This is a genomic window from Cyanobium usitatum str. Tous (assembly GCF_963920485.1).
In the GTDB taxonomy this organism is placed as follows: Bacteria; Cyanobacteriota; Cyanobacteriia; order PCC-6307; family Cyanobiaceae; genus Cyanobium_A; species Cyanobium_A usitatum_A.
This window is the reverse complement of record NZ_OY986431.1, coordinates 1,033,349-1,047,811: the sequence shown is the minus strand read 5'-3', so window position 1 is coordinate 1,047,811 and position 14,463 is coordinate 1,033,349. Positions and strand designations below refer to the sequence as shown.

Below are 14,463 nucleotides of genomic sequence, written 5' to 3'. Positions count from 1 at the left end.
TGAATGCCTGGATATGGGGCAACAGCCATTGTGGATACCTGACGACTTCAAGATGACATTTACTGCCCACCGCGCCCGCAAGCGCTTCGGCCAGCACTGGTTGATAGATCAGACGGTGCTCGCGCGCATCGTGGCGGCCGCAGAGCTTGAAGCCAGCGATCGGGTGTTGGAGGTGGGGCCGGGTCGGGGAGCTCTCAGCGAGCGGCTGCTGGCTACCCCGGCGGCAGCGGTGGCTGCAGTGGAGCTTGATCGCGATCTGGTGCTGGGCCTGCAGGAGCGCTTCGGCGACCAGCCGCGCTTCCAGCTCACCTCGGGGGACGTGCTGACAGTGGAGCTGCCTGCCGCCAACAAGGTTGTGGCAAACATTCCCTACAACATCACCGGCCCCCTCCTAGAGCGGCTGGTGGGCCGGCTCGATCGGCCAGTTGCCCACCCCTACGACCGCCTAGTGCTGCTGGTGCAAAGGGAGGTAGGGGAAAGGATCCGCAGTGAGCCTGGCGCCAGCGCCTTTTCGGCTCTGAGCGTGCGCATGCAGCTGCTGGCCAACTGCCGCTCCGTATGTGCCGTGCCACCGCTCTGTTTTCAGCCGCCGCCCCAGGTGCACTCGGAGGTGATCCTGTTGGAGCCGCTGCCAGTGGAGCAGCAATTGGCACCCCAACTAGCCCGCACGGTGGAGATGCTTTTGAAGCGCTGTTTTGCCGCTCGCCGCAAAATGGTGCGCAACACCCTGGCAGGCCTGCTGCCCGAAGCGGAACTGGCTGGGTTGGCGGAAGCAGCGGGCATCGGCCTGCAGCAGCGGCCCCAGGAGATCGCGCCAGCAGCCTGGGTGGCGTTGGCGGGCAGCTTGAATCAGGTCATTGCTGAGCCCGCTGCCGCCCCTACCCATGGCTGATCTATGCGTGCGTGCCCCCGCCAAGATCAATTTGCACTTGGAGGTGCTTGGGCTGCGCCCCGATGGCTTCCACGAGCTGGCGATGCTGATGCAGTCGATCGATCTGGCCGACAGCCTGAGGATGCGGCCCACGGCAGATGGCCAAATCAGCCTCCAGTGCGATCGGGCTGACTTGCCCACTAACAGCAGCAATTTGGTCGTCAAGGCAGCTGAGATGCTGCGCTCCCGCTCAGGTTTTGCCGAGCTTGGCGCCCAGATCGTGCTCGAGAAGCGCATCCCGATCGGGGCTGGCCTTGCGGGCGGCTCCAGTAATGGAGCGGCGGCGCTGCTTGGTCTCAACGAGCTATGGGGACTGGGCTTTAAGAGTCAGGAGCTGCACAGCATGGCGGCTGAGCTTGGCTCCGACATGCCGTTTTGCCTTGATGGCGGCACCCAGCTCTGCTTTGGCCGCGGTGAGCAGCTGGAAGCCTTGCCCTTTAATTCAAGCGAGCCTCCGGCGCTACTGCTGATCAAGCACCCGGAGGTGAGTGTCAGCACGCCTTGGGCCTATGGACGCTGCAAGGAGCTACGCGGCGATTTCTATCTCGAGGCTGAAGCCGACTTTGAGCAGCGCCGTCAGGCCCTACGTCAAGCGCCCTTGCTAGGGGCCATCGCGGGAAATGGGAGCTGGCCACCGCTGCGCAACGACCTGCAGGCCGTAGTGGAACCAGAGGTGGAAACCGTGCGCCAGGGCCTGGCATTGCTGCGCCAGAGCGAGCAACCCCTGGCGGTCGCCATGAGCGGTTCTGGACCCAGTCTGTTCGCCCTGTTTCCAGGGGTGGACCAAGCTCGCAGCGCCCACGCAGACCTAGCCGAACGGTTTGAGCGGGACGGCTTTGAGTCTTGGTGTTGTGGCTTCAGCGATCGGGGTGTCAGCCTGATTCAGTGACCAAATCCGAATCCCCCATCAAGCCCAGTGATCCAGCGCCCCGTAAAGGGCCGCTGAGTTTCCTCTCGGGCTCGCTCACCGCTGGTCTGCTGGCCTGGCTGGCCTTGGGTCTGAGCCAGAAATTGGTGGCGTACTACGCCATGCATCCACCCAGCTACGGCTCGGCGATTGCCCAGAGCATCGCCACGGCCCTCAAAACACTGATTGTTGGCATGTCGTTTCTTGCCACCTTCAGCTTTGCCTTCATTGGCATTGGTCTGGCCTTGGTGTTCGTGCGCAGCTTGGTGTCCGGTTCCGGATCGGCCCCTGCCGAGGCGGGCGAAAAGCCCTAACTTCTCCCCATGACTCCCCACGATCTGGGCCTGCTAGTAACGCTGCTGCTCCCAGGCATGCTGCTTTCGGTGTTGCTGCTATCAACCTTCGCCGCCGGCGGCTGAGATAGGTTGGCAGCTAAATGGTGCAAGCCCAGACGTGGCAGAGACGCTGCTTTTCAATGCCCTCCGGGAAGCCATCGACGAGGAGATGGCTAGAGATCCTTACGTGTGCGTGATGGGTGAGGACGTCGGTCAATACGGCGGCTCCTACAAGGTCACGAAAGATCTCTACGAAAAATATGGTGAGCTGCGGGTGCTGGACACCCCAATCGCCGAAAATGCATTTGCTGGCATGGCGGTTGGCGCGGCGATGACGGGGCTGCGCCCAATCGTGGAGGGCATGAATATGGGCTTCCTGTTGCTGGCCTTCAACCAAATCTCCAACAACATGGGGATGCTGCGTTACACCAGCGGCGGTAATTACACCATTCCCACTGTCGTGCGCGGTCCTGGCGGTGTTGGTCGCCAGTTAGGTGCTGAACACAGCCAGCGCCTAGAGGCCTATTTCCATGCCGTACCCGGCATCAAAATTGTGGCGGTGAGCACTCCCACCAATGCCAAAGGCCTGATGAAGGCCGCAATCCGCGACAACAACCCCGTGCTCTTTTTTGAACACGTGTTGTTGTACAACCTATCGGAAGATATTCCGGAGGGTGAATACATCTGTGCCCTTGACCAGGCTGAGGTTGTAAAGGTTGGATCGGATGTCACGATCCTTACCTACTCACGCATGCGCCATCATTGTCTCAAGGCTGTCGAGCAGTTGGAGAAGGCTGGGGTAAGCGTGGAGCTGATCGATCTAATCAGCCTTAAGCCCTTTGATATGGAGACCATATCCACCTCGATCCGTAAAACCCACAAGGTGATTGTGGTGGAGGAATGTATGAAGACAGGCGGCATTGGGGCTGAATTATTAGCCTTGATCACGGAACATTGTTTTGATGAGCTTGATGCACGGCCGATTCGGTTGTCTTCCCAGGACATCCCCACTCCCTACAACGGTGCCCTGGAAAATCTGACCATCATTCAACCCCATCAGATTGTTGATGCGGCCCGGCAGCTCGTCGCCGGAAAGATTTAGATATGGCTCGTCAACAGGGGTGGTTTGCCCTGATCCTTGCCTTGGCAATTGCGGCCGGGGCCTTGCTCTTTAGTTGGAACACACCGGAGACCCCCCTAGGCCAGCGCCTGGGCCTGGATCTGCGTGGTGGCAGCCAGCTAACTCTCCAGGTTTTGCCAGCTGGCGCCATCAAAACTGTTCAGAAGGAGCAGCTAGATGCGGTCAAGGAGGTGCTTGACCGCCGCATTAATGGTTTGGGTGTCGCTGAGTCGACCTTGCAAACTGTCGGTGACGATCAGCTGATGCTGCAACTGCCTGGGGAGCAAGATCCGTCCCGCGCCGCCAAGGTTCTTGGCACTACAGCACTACTTGAATTTCGGGCCCAAAAACCAGGTACCGAGCAGCGGATGCAGGAGCTGCTAAACCTAAAACGTCAAGCAACGGCACTTTTAATCCGCCTAAACGGCCCTGTGAACGAAGCTGCTGACACCCAGCCGGATGTACCAACTTCGCCTGACGCCAAACAAGCTGATCGTGATCAGTTGGAGGCAGACCTACAACGTATCAACGTTGACATCGTTGCCCAATTCGAACCAGCTGGCCTCAGTGGCAAGGATCTTGTCACCGCAGGACGCCAGCAGCAGCAAACAGGCACCGGCTGGGATGTGACTCTCGGTTTCACTAAGGATGGAGGCGATAAGTTTGCCAGCCTCACCCAATCGATTGCCGGCACTGGCCGCTTGCTTGGCATTGTTCTGGATGGTCGCTCCATAAGTGAGGCCAGAGTTGGCCCTGAGTTCAAGGCAGCGGGCATTACTGGAGGCTCAGCAAGTATCACCGGTAATTTCACCGCAGAACAGGCTAGGGATTTGGAGGTTCAGCTTCGAGGAGGTTCCTTGCCCCTGCCAGTGAAAATCCTCGAAGTGCGCACAGTTGGGCCCTCATTAGGAGCTGAAAACATTCGTACCAGCCTTGTGGCAGCCCTTACAGGCCTGCTGCTAGTAGCTGTGTTCATGGTGATCGTTTATCGATTGGCTGGCCTTGTTGCGGTAGTTGCCCTATCCCTGTATGGCCTGTTCAACTTGGCCGTTTATGCCCTTATCCCTGTCACACTAAGTCTGCCAGGGATTGCTGGATTCATCTTGTCGCTAGGAATGGCAGTAGATGCAAACGTGCTTATTTTTGAGCGGATCAAGGAGGAGCTACGATCTGGCAATACCTTAATTCGCTCAATCGATACTGGATTTGCTCTCGCATTTTCATCTATCGTTGATAGTCAGGTTACTACGCTAATAAGTTGCATCGCTTTATTCGCTTTGGGAACGGGTCTTGTGAAGGGATTTGCAGTAACCCTTGGAATTGGAGTTTTGCTTAGTTTGTTTAGTTCTCTTACTTGCACCCGCACACTTCTCAGGGTACTGATGAGCTATCCAGGCTTGCGACGCATTAACTATTTCATCCCGCTTGTTCAACGTTCAGAGGGGGTTGCCTGAGATGTCCCTGGCACCAACTAGTCACCGGCCAATGTTTTCTTTCCGCGTTAATCACCATCGTCGCCAGTTATGGCTTCTATCCACAGCGGCGTTGCTTTTGAGTTTGTTGGGAATGGCTGTCAGCTGGTTGTCCCCATCAATCCGAGCTCCACTGCGCCCAGGACTTGATTTCACTGGAGGTACGCAGATTCAGATCGAGCGCAGCTGCAAGCCAGCCTGTGCCCCATTGGCTGCTGATTCGGTCCAAGAGAGCCTGGTGGCCTTGAAGCTGCCAATGGATGGCTCGGATCCTGCTCCACCACTAAATGGAGCCACGGTTCAGCTTCTTGATGGAGGGCGGTCACTGGTCTTGCGCCTGCCCAGTCTGAGCCCTGCCCAGTCCGAAGCGGTGCTCAAATCTCTTGAGGGCCAAATCGGCGAGACGGTCTCGGGTGGTTTATCCGTCGACACGATTGGCCCCACCCTTGGTTCCCAGCTGCTGCGGGCCAGCTTGGTTTCTTTGTTAGTTAGTTTCGTAGGTATATCCATATACATTTCCTTCCGCTACGACCGCGTTTACGCACTGTTGGCACTTGTATGCCTGGGTCATGATGTTTTGATCACGTGTGGCTTATTTGCTTGGCTTGGGGTGCTGGCTGGGATAGAGGTTAACAGCCTTTTTGCTGTGGCCCTACTTACTATTGCCGGCTACTCAGTGAATGACACTGTGGTCATATTTGACCGAATACGGGAGAAGCGTGCTCAGCTAAAAGACTTGCCACTGGCCGATCAGGCGGATGAGGCGGTGATAAGTACTTTGACCCGCTCCGTTTACACATCCCTTACAACGCTTCTGCCCTTGATTGCCCTAATTTTCTTTGGTGGCAGCACTTTGTTTTGGTTCTCAATTGCCCTGAGTTTTGGCATTTTGGTGGGAGCTTATTCAAGTATCGGTGTGGCGCCCACCCTGCTACCGGTATTGTCCCGTCGCTAATCAGCCTCCTGCCCATGGTGCAAGGCTGGGCCGGCGCAGCATGGGGAGCTCCATTGTGCCCATCTTGCTTGCTCTGCTTGCGCTTCTAGATCTGCGAGTCGAGCTGCAGCTACTGGCAGACCACTTTACCTTGGCTTCCTTGGCGGCAGCGATTCGCAATCATCTCCTGGCTACAGCAGTGCTGTTGTTATTGCCTTCGTTATTGCATCACTACCGGCAAAGGCCTTAGCAATTATTCTGGCTATCAATCCCAGTGATCCATTACTTCCTTTACTAATACTTCTTCAAAGAGAACTTGCAGCACGACAACTAAGGGCAAGGCAAGTAGCACACCTGGGAGGCCAAGCAGGGCTCCTAGGCATAGCTGGGCAGTGAGCGCAACAGTGGGTAGCAAATTCACAGTTCGGCGCAGTAGCACAGGCGTAAGCAGAAAGGCTTCGGCATTCTGCAAAATGAGCCGCAGCACTAGAACCTGCACCATTTTTGCTGGTGATACCAGCAATCCCACCGCCAGGGGCAACAAGGTGGCTGCGGTGGGGCCAATCGTGGGCACGAAGGTGAGCAGGCCGCAAACCAGGGCGCTCAATAGGGCCAACGGCACGCCCAACAGGGCTAGGCCGGCCCAAGTGAGCAGAAACACGCTCACGGCAGACAGGGTCATGCCCGCCAGCCAGCCACCCAGCGCCTGGCGGGATTCACCCAGCAGATGTTGCATCTGGGGACGCCAGAAGCTGGGAGTAAGGGAAACAATCACCTTTTGATGACTGCGAGGATCCAGGGCCAGAAGAATCGCCAGCAACGCCATCAACAGCAGCTGAATTGTGGCGTTTGCGGCGCCGCCGGCTAAGCCCAGCAGCTGACCGCCCAGGGGCTGGAGCCGCTCCCAGGTACCAAGCGCCATCAACTGCTGCTCTAGATCAGGCAGCCAATCCACCTGGCGAGCCAGGCTGCTCAGCCGCAAAGCCAAGACAGGTAAAAGGGTGGTCAATTGCTTGATCTGCTCCAGCAGCTCAGGCAGCAAAAGCTGGCCCAGCGCCCCGCCTAGCAACACCAGTGAAACCAGCACCACTATTAGGGCAGCTGGTCGGTTCAGAGGCAGGAGGCGCCGCAGCAGGGTGATAGGTACGTCTAAGGCGACAGCCAGCACCACGGCGCCGAACAGCACAAGCAGCACCCATCGCAATTCCCAGGTGAGCAGCCCGATGACAATCAGGGCTAGTGCTCCAAGCAATGTGCGGCCGTTCATCGCGTCAGCCTGCCAGGCGTAGACGTTTCCATGGGTCCAGGATGTCGCGAATTAGCAGCTCGCGCACCATCACCTGCAGGCAAACGGCTAGGGGCAATGCCAGCAGCAACCCCAGCGGACCAAAGACAACCGTGAACAGCAACTGGGCCGTGAGGGTGAAGCCAGGCAGCAGCTTGAGCTGGTGATGCATCACCGAAGGGGTAATTAGATAACTCTCCAGGTTTTGAACAGCTACATAAAGCGCTAGCACCGCCGCTGCTTTCCAGGGAGCATCTAGCAGGGCCACGGACATCGGAAAAACCGTGCTTAGGGTTGGTCCAATGTTGGGAATGATGTTGAGCAGGCCTGCTAGCAGGGCGTTTGCTGCGACCAACTTCACCGCGAGCAAACTTAGGCCGATAGCCGCCAAGATGCCGACGCAGAGTGAGCTGATTAACACCCCCACCATCCAGGCACTTAGGGCATCACCGCATTGCACCAACACCTGACGGAAGCGGCGCCGGTAAAACGAAGGCACCAGGAGCACACCCACCTCTAGGTAGGCGGTGGGCTGCACAGCCACCATCAAAGCAACGGCAACTACAAAAAGAATCTGCAGCAGACCGGTGCCAACGCCACCTGCAAGCCCAAGCAGGCGCAGGGCGCCGCTGCCCAAGCTGCTGCCCAGGCGGGGAGAGAGGCCTGGGGTTGCGCCAGCATCGCTACCAACCAGCCCCTCTCGCAGCCAGGCGAGGCCGCCATCCCTGCTGCCATAAATCATTTGTGAGATCTGCGATAGACCATCCCTCAAGAGATCCAGCAGGGTTTCGGCTGCTGCCGGCAACTTGCCCAGCAACTGGCTGAATTGGTCAATGAAAGGGGGGATCACCACGGTGGCTGCCACGGCCAACACCAGAAGTACCGTGCCCAGGCTGAGCAGGAGAGCCAGCGGTCTAGAGCACCCCAGCCGGGACCTTATCGATCCCACCAGGGTGCAAAGGGCCATAGCCAGCACCACAGCGGCAAACAGGTAAATCAGGCTCTGACGCAGGCTCCAAAGCAGCACCAGGGATGCCACTAGGGCCAACAGGCCTAACCACTGGCCGAATTTCAAGGGCTCAGGCCTCGTCCTGCTCGGGCTGATCATCATCTTTATTACCCGAGAAGCCCAGCTCGTGGCTGTCGGCGTAGCGCTGTGCGAAGCGCATGAAGCGATCAAAATCCTCCGTGCTCTTCCAGGTGAAGGTGCACTCCAGGGCGCTGGCCTTGCCGTTGACGAAGCGGGCCTTCACCTCACGGGTCACCAGCTCGCCTTCCTCATCGACCAAAAACATGCCGGTGATGTCTCCCATGCTTTCGGGGGCAAGGGCATCGGGCTCGTCGAACACGAAAAGAGCCTGGCCGGTGCGGCCGTCCCGCGAGCGGGTGAGGCGGATGTCGGGCACGACCGGCTCATCCACCCCACGGAAGAACTGAATGGCGGCGCCCATGGCAAGCGGGGACAAAAATCGATCCTAGGAGCCCGCCTTAACTAACCCCCAGCAGACCTGCTCCCACCAGGGAGCTGAATGCAGCAATTCAGCTGCAGCTGCATCGGGGTCTAGTCCGCCCAAATCGAAGCTGGACAGCAGGGGTTTATCGCGCTTGCTGAGCTCGCTGTCGTAGCAGCGGTCGTAGTAGTCGAGCATTTGCCGGCAGGCAGCTGCCCAGTCTTGAGAGGCGATCGCCTCAAGAGCTACTGCTGTGCGCTGGGGGCCAAGCCGCCGGGCGATGCGTTCGGTAGCGAGGCGCAAGGGCTCCTCCCCTTGATTGCCATATACGGAAACCAGTTGCTCAACCCGCTCCGCCATAGGACGTTGGATCTCAACAGCCGGCGCCTCACCCATTTGGCGCCACAGGCCCGCAGGAATACGGCAGCGACCAACCTGGGCGCTTTCGGCTTCAAGCCAGATCGGTGCCTGACCTGCGCTGGCCGTAAGGCTGGCAGCCAGAAGGTTCTCGAAGTGCTCGGTGCTCGGTTGAGGTGGTTGGCCCAAGCCACCGAAACTGCTGCCCCGGTGATTGGCCAGTCCCTCGAGATCAACGACCGCCTGCCCTCTTTGCCGAAGGGCATGCAACAGGTCGGTTTTGCCCGTGCCGGTGCGACCGCCCAGCACCAGCAGGGGCCAGGCGGACTCAAAACATGCCAACACCCAGCGGCGGTAGGCCTTGTAGCCGCCTTCCAACAGCAAAACGGGCAGCTCCAGGGTGCTAGCCAGCCAAGCCATGCTGCCTGAGCGCATGCCACCTCGCCAGCAGTGCAGGCGCAGGGTCTGGTCTGCTTCGGCAAGCTCCAACAGAGCCTGGGCAAGGGATGGCAACTTCAGACCAACCAATTGCAGGCCCAGTTGCACGGCAAGCTGCCGTCCCTGTTGCTTGTAGATAGTGCCAACTTGGGCCCGCTCGTCGTTGCTAAACAAAGGCAGGTTGACCGCTCCGGGCACATGACCCTGTTCAAACTCCCCAGGGCTGCGCACGTCCACGATCGGCCCCTTGGCCGCCAGGAAGGCGTTCACATCTTGGGGAGGGCAGGGGCCCGACATCACTGTTGAGGATCTCAGCTGACATAGTGGGCCACGCTGGCACTGCTTCAGGCTCGGCTTCCATTTCCATGCTTTCCGGACCTCCGGTCACCGCCATTACCGGCACTACCCCTAGGGCCCTGCTTGAGCGCTTTCAAGCCGGCAATCCCCGTCAAAGGCGTGCCTTGCTGGCCACCCTTCAGCAGCAGAGCCATGGCTTGAGGCCCCTAATCCCAGATCATCTGGCCGGCATTGATGCCACCGGAGATGACTGGGCAGCTGGTTTTTTAATTCAGCTCCTGCTCGATGAACAGGATGGGCTGCGCGATGAGTTTCTGGTCCGCTACCCCGACGGCTGGCTTGCAACGGTGTCGGCCTGTGGCCTGGACTACGCACCCCTGCAACGGGTCCTGATGGCTCAGCAGTTTGAGGAAGCCGATCGAATCACCAGCAGTTTGCTGAGGCAGCTGGCCGGCCCAGAAGCCGTACGTCGCGGTTACGTGTATTACAGCGAGGTGCCGCCGATCGCCGCCGCCGACCTCGACAGCCTAGATCGGCTCTGGGTCTGTTTTTCACGTGGTCGTTTTGGCTTTTCGGTGCAGGGCAAGTTGCTACGCGGTTGCAATGGCCGCTGGGAGCTGCTCTGGCCCAAGTTGGCCTGGAAGGATGGAGGCCGCTGGACGCGCTATCCCGGCTCCTTTCAGTGGTCCATTGAGGCCCCTGAGGGCCACATGCCCCTTGTCAATCAACTGCGCGGCGTACGGCTGATGGATGCCCTGCTCAACCACCCAGCTCTGCAACAGCGGATCAAGGCCTGAGCCAGGGTGCAGGCAGCGGCGTATGGTCAAAACGGCACCTGCGTAACTCAGCCCGATGGCCCTGCGCTGGTCGGACTTCATCACGCCTTCAACGCTGCAGCTGGCACCGCTGTTGGAACTGTTGATTGAGCCCATTCGCTGCCTGCAGCTTCAGGGTCAGGTGCAGCTTGGCCTGCAAGAAGCACTGGTCAATGCGGTCCGCCATGGCAACGGTTGCGACCCAGCCAAATGCTTGAGAGTGCGCCGCATTGAAACCCCCAACTGGCTGGTGTGGCAGGTGCAGGACGAGGGAGCTGGGGTGCCACCAGCGGCTCGCAGCACCAGCCTGCCTGAGCAGCTTGATGCGGCGGGTGGCCGCGGGCTGTTTTTGATTCATCACTGCTTCGATGACGTGCGCTGGAGCAACCGTGGCAACCGGTTGCAACTGGCGGTCAGTCGGCAGAGAGCGTTGTCGCTGGCGCCGGTCGGTGGCTGGGGCAACCAGGATCGCTCAGCTCAGCCTTGAGCCACCCCAGCCCATGCTCAACCAACTCGATGGCCTGGCGGCGGGCGTCCGAGCTTTGAGGTGCCCCGGGATCATCGGCCCTAAGCAGCAGCACCAGGGCTGCTGCAAGCTGCTCAGCGCCGCGCCGTGGGCGCTGGGACTTGAAGGCGTGCCAATCCCGGTCACCTATTGCCAGATGTCGCTGCAAAGCGACAGCCACCTCTAAGGAGCCTTCTGGCCAGCTTCGTTTTTGCTTGGACAACGGGGTTTGCACTGGACGCATACAGGCTCGAGGTTCCATCCTGAAGCCTGTAACGCCTCGTTGGGAGCTGGCCATGCCGACGCGACCATTGGGCCACCACTCGGTGCGCCAACCAATTCGCCTCCTGCACCTGCTGGATGGGTTGCTCACCCAGGCCTCATTGACAGCTAAAAGTTCCGGGGTGAACCAGCGGCGGCAACGCCAGCGTCTTGAGTTAACCCAAAGATTGCTTGATCCCCTGCCCGAGCAGCTAGCCCCCCCCTATCGCCAGGAGGTGCTGTTTTGGCGTGGGCTGCGATGGTCCACAGCCGGTCTGCTCCTGGCCTGGCTTCTGAAGCGCTAGCGAGGTTTGCGGGCCGTCCAGACCCGAGTCATGAAATGACTTTGGGCTGTGATGCCCTCAAAGCCAGGCTGGGCAAGGCGAGCACCGATGTCATCTGAGATGTAATCGCGGTAAAAGGGCTCATGGAAAACCCGCCGGAAGTTTTCCATTACGGCACTGAATTGGGGTGAATCAGCCAGTTGTACGGAGTCGGCAATGACCACAACCCCGCCGGGCTCCAACACCCGGTAGGCCTGATTGATCACGTTCTGACGGGCCTCGCCTGGAAGCTCATGAAATAGAAACACGCAGGTGACCGCTTGGAAACTTGCGTCGGCAAAGGGCAGTGCCTCGGCATTGCCTTGGGTTAGCTGGGGAAGTTCACCGGGCAGCTGGCTAAGCCATTTGTTGGCCTGGCGCAGGTAGGCACTGGAAAGATCCAATCCCACCAGCTGGGCCTTGGGCATAGCCGCCCTGATCTGGCGCAGGGTGCGACCGGTGCCGGTGGCAAGGTCGAGCACGCGCACCTGCCCGGCTGGCCGATCGGCGAAGGCTTTGATACCCCGCAGCAAGGGAGCCAGCACCCGCCGCCGCATCGGGTCGGCAGTGCCATTAAACAGAATTTCCACCTGCAGGTCGTAGAGAGCCGCGGAGTGGTCGCTTAAGTAGCCGTCAGTCTGGTGATGAAAATTTTGAAGGTAATAGTCGGGGTAATTATCTGGATCAACACTGCTGGGTAAATCGCGCACGTTGCGCTCCTGGCGGCGAGTCCAGGTGCTGGGCATATCGAGCCACACCAGTGGATACCGACTGGCCCAATCCAGCCAGGGGGCATCGAACAGCAGAGATGGCGGGTAAAGACCCTGTTCTGCTTCCTGCCAGTCGCGCTCGTGCAATGAAGCCATCGCCTGCCTGAGGCTGCCCAACAATTCAGGCGGTATTGGCACGGTTTTGGGCGTGCCATCTGGAGCAAGCAACCCCATCAGCCTGGTACTCACCTCCTTATGAGTTACCCCCAGCAGCGCCCTGCCCTGCTGCATGGTTTGGTAGGCCAATTTTGTGAGCTGATCGGGCATGGCGAGGCAATGGCTTGCTTCCATTCCAGCGAATTTGAACTCATACCGCGATTGCTGAAGACCTGTGAAGGTATGGCTATTTAGTAGCAACCGCTACCAAAACAGCTGCAGACTGGATTGAGAGAGAGGGGAGCACGCCATGACCACGACCCGCCTACAAGGCCAGCATGCCGATCCTGAATTTCAAACCTGGAGCCTGTTGCACGCTCGCGACAACCGCCTCCATGGCGCCGAACTGGCCCAGATAACCCAGCACCACGATCCCAACCCTGCCGGCGACGCCCTACATCAGCTCCAGGCCTGGGCCAGGCGCCAGGCCCGCGCAAAGCAACTGCAGGCAAGCGCGATCGCCCACCTGCGTTATTGCCCACCGGCGCCTGCTCAGGCGTCGTAGTACATCACGAACTCGTGGGGGTGGGGCCGCTGGCGCAGCTGCTGCACCTCCTCGTATTTAAGGGTTATCCAATTGTTGATGAAGTCTTCGGTGAAGACGCCACCAGCTAGCAGGTAATCCTTGTCTGCATCGAGGGCCTCAAGGGCACCATTCAGTGAGGCCGGCACAGTGGAGATGCGGGCCAATTCCTCTGGGGAGAGCTCGAACAGATCAACATCGGTGCCATCGCCCGGGTCGATTTGATTCTTGATGCCATCGATGCCGGCCATCAACATGGCCGCGAAGCCGAGGTAGGGGTTGGACAGGGCATCGCCGGAGCGGAATTCCAAGCGCTTGGCCTTAGGGCTCGGCCCGGTGAGCGGAATGCGGACCGCGGCGGAGCGATTGCCCTGGGAATAAACCAGGTTCACCGGGGCTTCGAAGCCTGGCACCAATCGCTTGTAGCTGTTGGTGGTGGGATTGGTGAAGGCCAGGAAGCTGGGGGCGTGCTTCAGCAGGCCACCGATATACCAGCGGGCAGTCTGGGAAAGGTTGGCGTAGGTGCCTTCGCCGAAAAACAGGGGATTGCCGCCTCTCCAGAGGCTTTGGTGCACGTGCATGCCGCTGCCGTTATCGGCGAATACGGGTTTGGGCATGAAGGTGGCCGTTTTGCCGTACTTACGGGCGACGTTGCGCACTACGTATTTGTAGATCATCACGTTGTCGGCTGCGCTGATCAGCTCGGCAAACTTGATTCCCAGCTCATGCTGGGCCGTTGCCACCTCGTGGTGCTGCTTTTCGATCGGCACCCCCAGGCTGCCCATGGTGAGCAACATCTCCGTGCGCATGTCCTGAAGGGTGTCGTTGGGGGCGACCGGGAAGTAGCCCTCCTTCAACTGAATCTTGTAGGCGAGGTTGCCGCCCTCCTCGAGGCGGGCGCTATTCCAAGGGGCTTCAACTGAATCGACGCTGTAGAAGCTGGTGCCGCTGCCTGAGCTGTAGCGGACATCGTCGAAGACAAAGAATTCAGGTTCCGGACCGAAGTAGGCGGTGTCGGCGATACCGGTAGAACCGAGATAGTTGAGGGCTTTCTGGGCCAAGGCCCGGGGGCAACGGCCATAGGGCTTGCCACTGCGGGGCTCCTGGATCGAGCAGATAAGGCTCAGGGTTTTGTGGCTGTAAAAAGGGTCGATCCAGGCGGTGTTGGGGTCAGGCACCATCGCCATGTCCGATTCGTTGATCGCCTTCCAGCCCCGAATCGAGGAGCCGTCAAAGGCAACGCCATCGCTGAAGGAGGCCTCGTCGATCAAGTCGCGGCAGACCGTCAGGTGCTGCCACTTGCCATGCAAGTCGACAAACTTGAGGTCGATCAGCTCGATTCCCTCCTCATGGATCTGACGGAGGACGTCTTGGGCTGTTTGGGCCATTGCGAACAAGAAGGATGGGTGCCGACCGGTTGCGGCGTCGCCGGACCGTACGGATCGGCTGGACGCTAATTGGTATCGCCCGTAACCAAACTGCCGGCGAGGATTGCGTAACCGTTTCTGTCAACTTCCCCAGAACCCACCCCTGGCCTGGGATTTGGCGGAATGTGAGTGCTAGTTTTCGATGCAGGTGCGTCG

The 14,463-nt window shown here is 59.3% G+C and carries 17 protein-coding genes; 10 read left to right on the top strand and 7 right to left on the bottom strand.

All coding sequences use genetic code 11. The annotated features are described in order from the left end of the window. The first annotated feature begins 52 nt into the window (after positions 1–52). From rsmA to secF, 6 genes are all read left to right on the top strand, one after another. Entirely contained in the window at positions 53–892 is an 840-nt protein-coding gene (rsmA, locus tag U9970_RS05620) for a 16S rRNA (adenine(1518)-N(6)/adenine(1519)-N(6))-dimethyltransferase RsmA (protein ID WP_322765684.1), read from the top strand. After that, positions 885–1,820 (top strand): 4-(cytidine 5'-diphospho)-2-C-methyl-D-erythritol kinase, encoded by a 936-nt coding sequence (gene ispE / locus U9970_RS05615; RefSeq protein WP_322765683.1) that lies wholly within the window; start codon positions 885–887, stop codon positions 1,818–1,820. Before rsmA ends, ispE begins: the two co-directional genes overlap by 8 nt. Beyond that, positions 1,817–2,152: a DUF3082 domain-containing protein gene (locus U9970_RS05610; RefSeq protein WP_322765682.1), complete on the top strand. Its 336-nt coding sequence runs from the start codon at positions 1,817–1,819 to the stop codon at positions 2,150–2,152. The genes ispE and U9970_RS05610 overlap by 4 nt, the downstream gene beginning before the upstream one ends. Positions 2,153–2,291: 139 nt before the next feature. Beyond that, on the top strand, positions 2,292–3,275 hold the full coding sequence (locus U9970_RS05605) for a pyruvate dehydrogenase complex E1 component subunit beta (RefSeq protein WP_322765681.1): 984 nt from the start codon (positions 2,292–2,294) through the stop codon (positions 3,273–3,275). A gap of 2 nt (positions 3,276–3,277) precedes the next feature. Next, entirely contained in the window at positions 3,278–4,747 is a 1,470-nt protein-coding gene (secD, locus tag U9970_RS05600) for a protein translocase subunit SecD (RefSeq protein ID WP_322765680.1), read from the top strand. 31 nt (positions 4,748–4,778) lie between these two features. Then, the gene (gene secF / locus U9970_RS05595) at positions 4,779–5,720 is read left to right on the top strand and encodes a protein translocase subunit SecF (protein WP_322765679.1); all 942 of its coding nucleotides are present in this window, start codon (positions 4,779–4,781) and stop codon (positions 5,718–5,720) included. A 244-nt stretch (positions 5,721–5,964) separates the two neighbouring features. Here secF and U9970_RS05590 read toward each other — a convergent pair whose 3' ends face one another. The 4 genes from U9970_RS05590 to mnmH are packed head-to-tail and all read right to left on the bottom strand — an operon-like array spanning position 5,965 to position 9,527. Further along, positions 5,965–6,966: an AI-2E family transporter gene (locus tag U9970_RS05590; RefSeq protein WP_322765678.1), complete on the bottom strand. Its 1,002-nt coding sequence runs from the start codon at positions 6,964–6,966 to the stop codon at positions 5,965–5,967. Positions 6,967–6,970: 4 nt separating this feature from the next. Continuing rightward, positions 6,971–8,059, bottom strand: a complete 1,089-nt coding sequence (locus U9970_RS05585; RefSeq protein WP_322765677.1) for an AI-2E family transporter — start codon at positions 8,057–8,059, stop codon at positions 6,971–6,973. 4 nt (positions 8,060–8,063) lie between these two features. Next, the gene (gene psb28, locus U9970_RS05580) at positions 8,064–8,435 is read right to left on the bottom strand and encodes a photosystem II reaction center protein Psb28 (protein WP_322765676.1); all 372 of its coding nucleotides are present in this window, start codon (positions 8,433–8,435) and stop codon (positions 8,064–8,066) included. 24 nt (positions 8,436–8,459) lie between these two features. Beyond that, the gene (gene mnmH / locus U9970_RS05575) at positions 8,460–9,527 is read right to left on the bottom strand and encodes a tRNA 2-selenouridine(34) synthase MnmH (protein WP_322765675.1); all 1,068 of its coding nucleotides are present in this window, start codon (positions 9,525–9,527) and stop codon (positions 8,460–8,462) included. Between the two features lie 68 nt (positions 9,528–9,595). On the opposite strand from mnmH, the gene U9970_RS05570 reads away from it, so the two are divergent. After that, positions 9,596–10,324 (top strand): GUN4 domain-containing protein, encoded by a 729-nt coding sequence (locus U9970_RS05570; protein ID WP_322765674.1) that lies wholly within the window; start codon positions 9,596–9,598, stop codon positions 10,322–10,324. A 55-nt stretch (positions 10,325–10,379) separates the two neighbouring features. Continuing rightward, the gene (locus U9970_RS05565) at positions 10,380–10,829 is read left to right on the top strand and encodes an ATP-binding protein (RefSeq protein ID WP_322765673.1); all 450 of its coding nucleotides are present in this window, start codon (positions 10,380–10,382) and stop codon (positions 10,827–10,829) included. Here the strand turns inward: U9970_RS05565 and U9970_RS05560 are convergent. Next, on the bottom strand, positions 10,756–11,091 hold the full coding sequence (locus U9970_RS05560) for a DUF6439 family protein (protein WP_322765672.1): 336 nt from the start codon (positions 11,089–11,091) through the stop codon (positions 10,756–10,758). The two genes, U9970_RS05565 and U9970_RS05560, sit on opposite strands and share 74 nt — an antisense overlap. Before the next feature lie 52 nt (positions 11,092–11,143). Here U9970_RS05560 and U9970_RS05555 point away from each other — a divergent pair, with 52 nt between their 5' ends. Then, a complete protein-coding gene (locus U9970_RS05555) occupies positions 11,144–11,413 on the top strand; it encodes a hypothetical protein (protein WP_322765671.1) in 270 nt (89 codons plus the stop codon). Here U9970_RS05555 and U9970_RS05550 read toward each other — a convergent pair. After that, positions 11,410–12,468 carry a class I SAM-dependent methyltransferase gene (locus tag U9970_RS05550; RefSeq protein WP_322765670.1) on the bottom strand — a complete coding sequence of 353 codons (1,059 nt, stop codon included), beginning with the start codon at positions 12,466–12,468 and terminating at the stop codon, positions 11,410–11,412. The genes U9970_RS05555 and U9970_RS05550 overlap by 4 nt on opposite strands. Before the next feature lie 139 nt (positions 12,469–12,607). Here U9970_RS05550 and U9970_RS05545 point away from each other — a divergent pair, with 139 nt between their 5' ends. Then, positions 12,608–12,862, top strand: a complete 255-nt coding sequence (locus tag U9970_RS05545; RefSeq protein ID WP_322765669.1) for a hypothetical protein — start codon at positions 12,608–12,610, stop codon at positions 12,860–12,862. On the opposite strand, the gene glnA is transcribed toward U9970_RS05545, so the two are convergent. After that, on the bottom strand, positions 12,850–14,268 hold the full coding sequence (gene glnA / locus U9970_RS05540; protein WP_322765668.1) for a type I glutamate--ammonia ligase: 1,419 nt from the start codon (positions 14,266–14,268) through the stop codon (positions 12,850–12,852). The genes U9970_RS05545 and glnA overlap by 13 nt on opposite strands. Positions 14,269–14,463: the final 195 nt, after the last annotated feature.

Coding starts and splice junctions, on each gene's coding strand:
- U9970_RS05570 (WP_322765674.1), top strand. CDS start 9,596: ATGCTTTCCGGACCTCCGGTCACCGCCATTACCGGCACTACCCCTAGG.
- secD (WP_322765680.1), top strand. CDS start 3,278: ATGGCTCGTCAACAGGGGTGGTTTGCCCTGATCCTTGCCTTGGCAATT.
- psb28 (WP_322765676.1), bottom strand. CDS start 8,435: ATGGGCGCCGCCATTCAGTTCTTCCGTGGGGTGGATGAGCCGGTCGTG.
- secF (WP_322765679.1), top strand. CDS start 4,779: ATGTTTTCTTTCCGCGTTAATCACCATCGTCGCCAGTTATGGCTTCTA.
- ispE (WP_322765683.1), top strand. CDS start 885: ATGGCTGATCTATGCGTGCGTGCCCCCGCCAAGATCAATTTGCACTTG.
- rsmA (WP_322765684.1), top strand. CDS start 53: ATGACATTTACTGCCCACCGCGCCCGCAAGCGCTTCGGCCAGCACTGG.
- mnmH (WP_322765675.1), bottom strand. CDS start 9,527: ATGTCGGGCCCCTGCCCTCCCCAAGATGTGAACGCCTTCCTGGCGGCC.
- U9970_RS05560 (WP_322765672.1), bottom strand. CDS start 11,091: ATGCGTCCAGTGCAAACCCCGTTGTCCAAGCAAAAACGAAGCTGGCCA.
- glnA (WP_322765668.1), bottom strand. CDS start 14,268: ATGGCCCAAACAGCCCAAGACGTCCTCCGTCAGATCCATGAGGAGGGA.
- U9970_RS05550 (WP_322765670.1), bottom strand. CDS start 12,468: ATGCCCGATCAGCTCACAAAATTGGCCTACCAAACCATGCAGCAGGGC.
- U9970_RS05555 (WP_322765671.1), top strand. CDS start 11,144: ATGCCGACGCGACCATTGGGCCACCACTCGGTGCGCCAACCAATTCGC.
- U9970_RS05565 (WP_322765673.1), top strand. CDS start 10,380: ATGGCCCTGCGCTGGTCGGACTTCATCACGCCTTCAACGCTGCAGCTG.
- U9970_RS05590 (WP_322765678.1), bottom strand. CDS start 6,966: ATGAACGGCCGCACATTGCTTGGAGCACTAGCCCTGATTGTCATCGGG.
- U9970_RS05545 (WP_322765669.1), top strand. CDS start 12,608: ATGACCACGACCCGCCTACAAGGCCAGCATGCCGATCCTGAATTTCAA.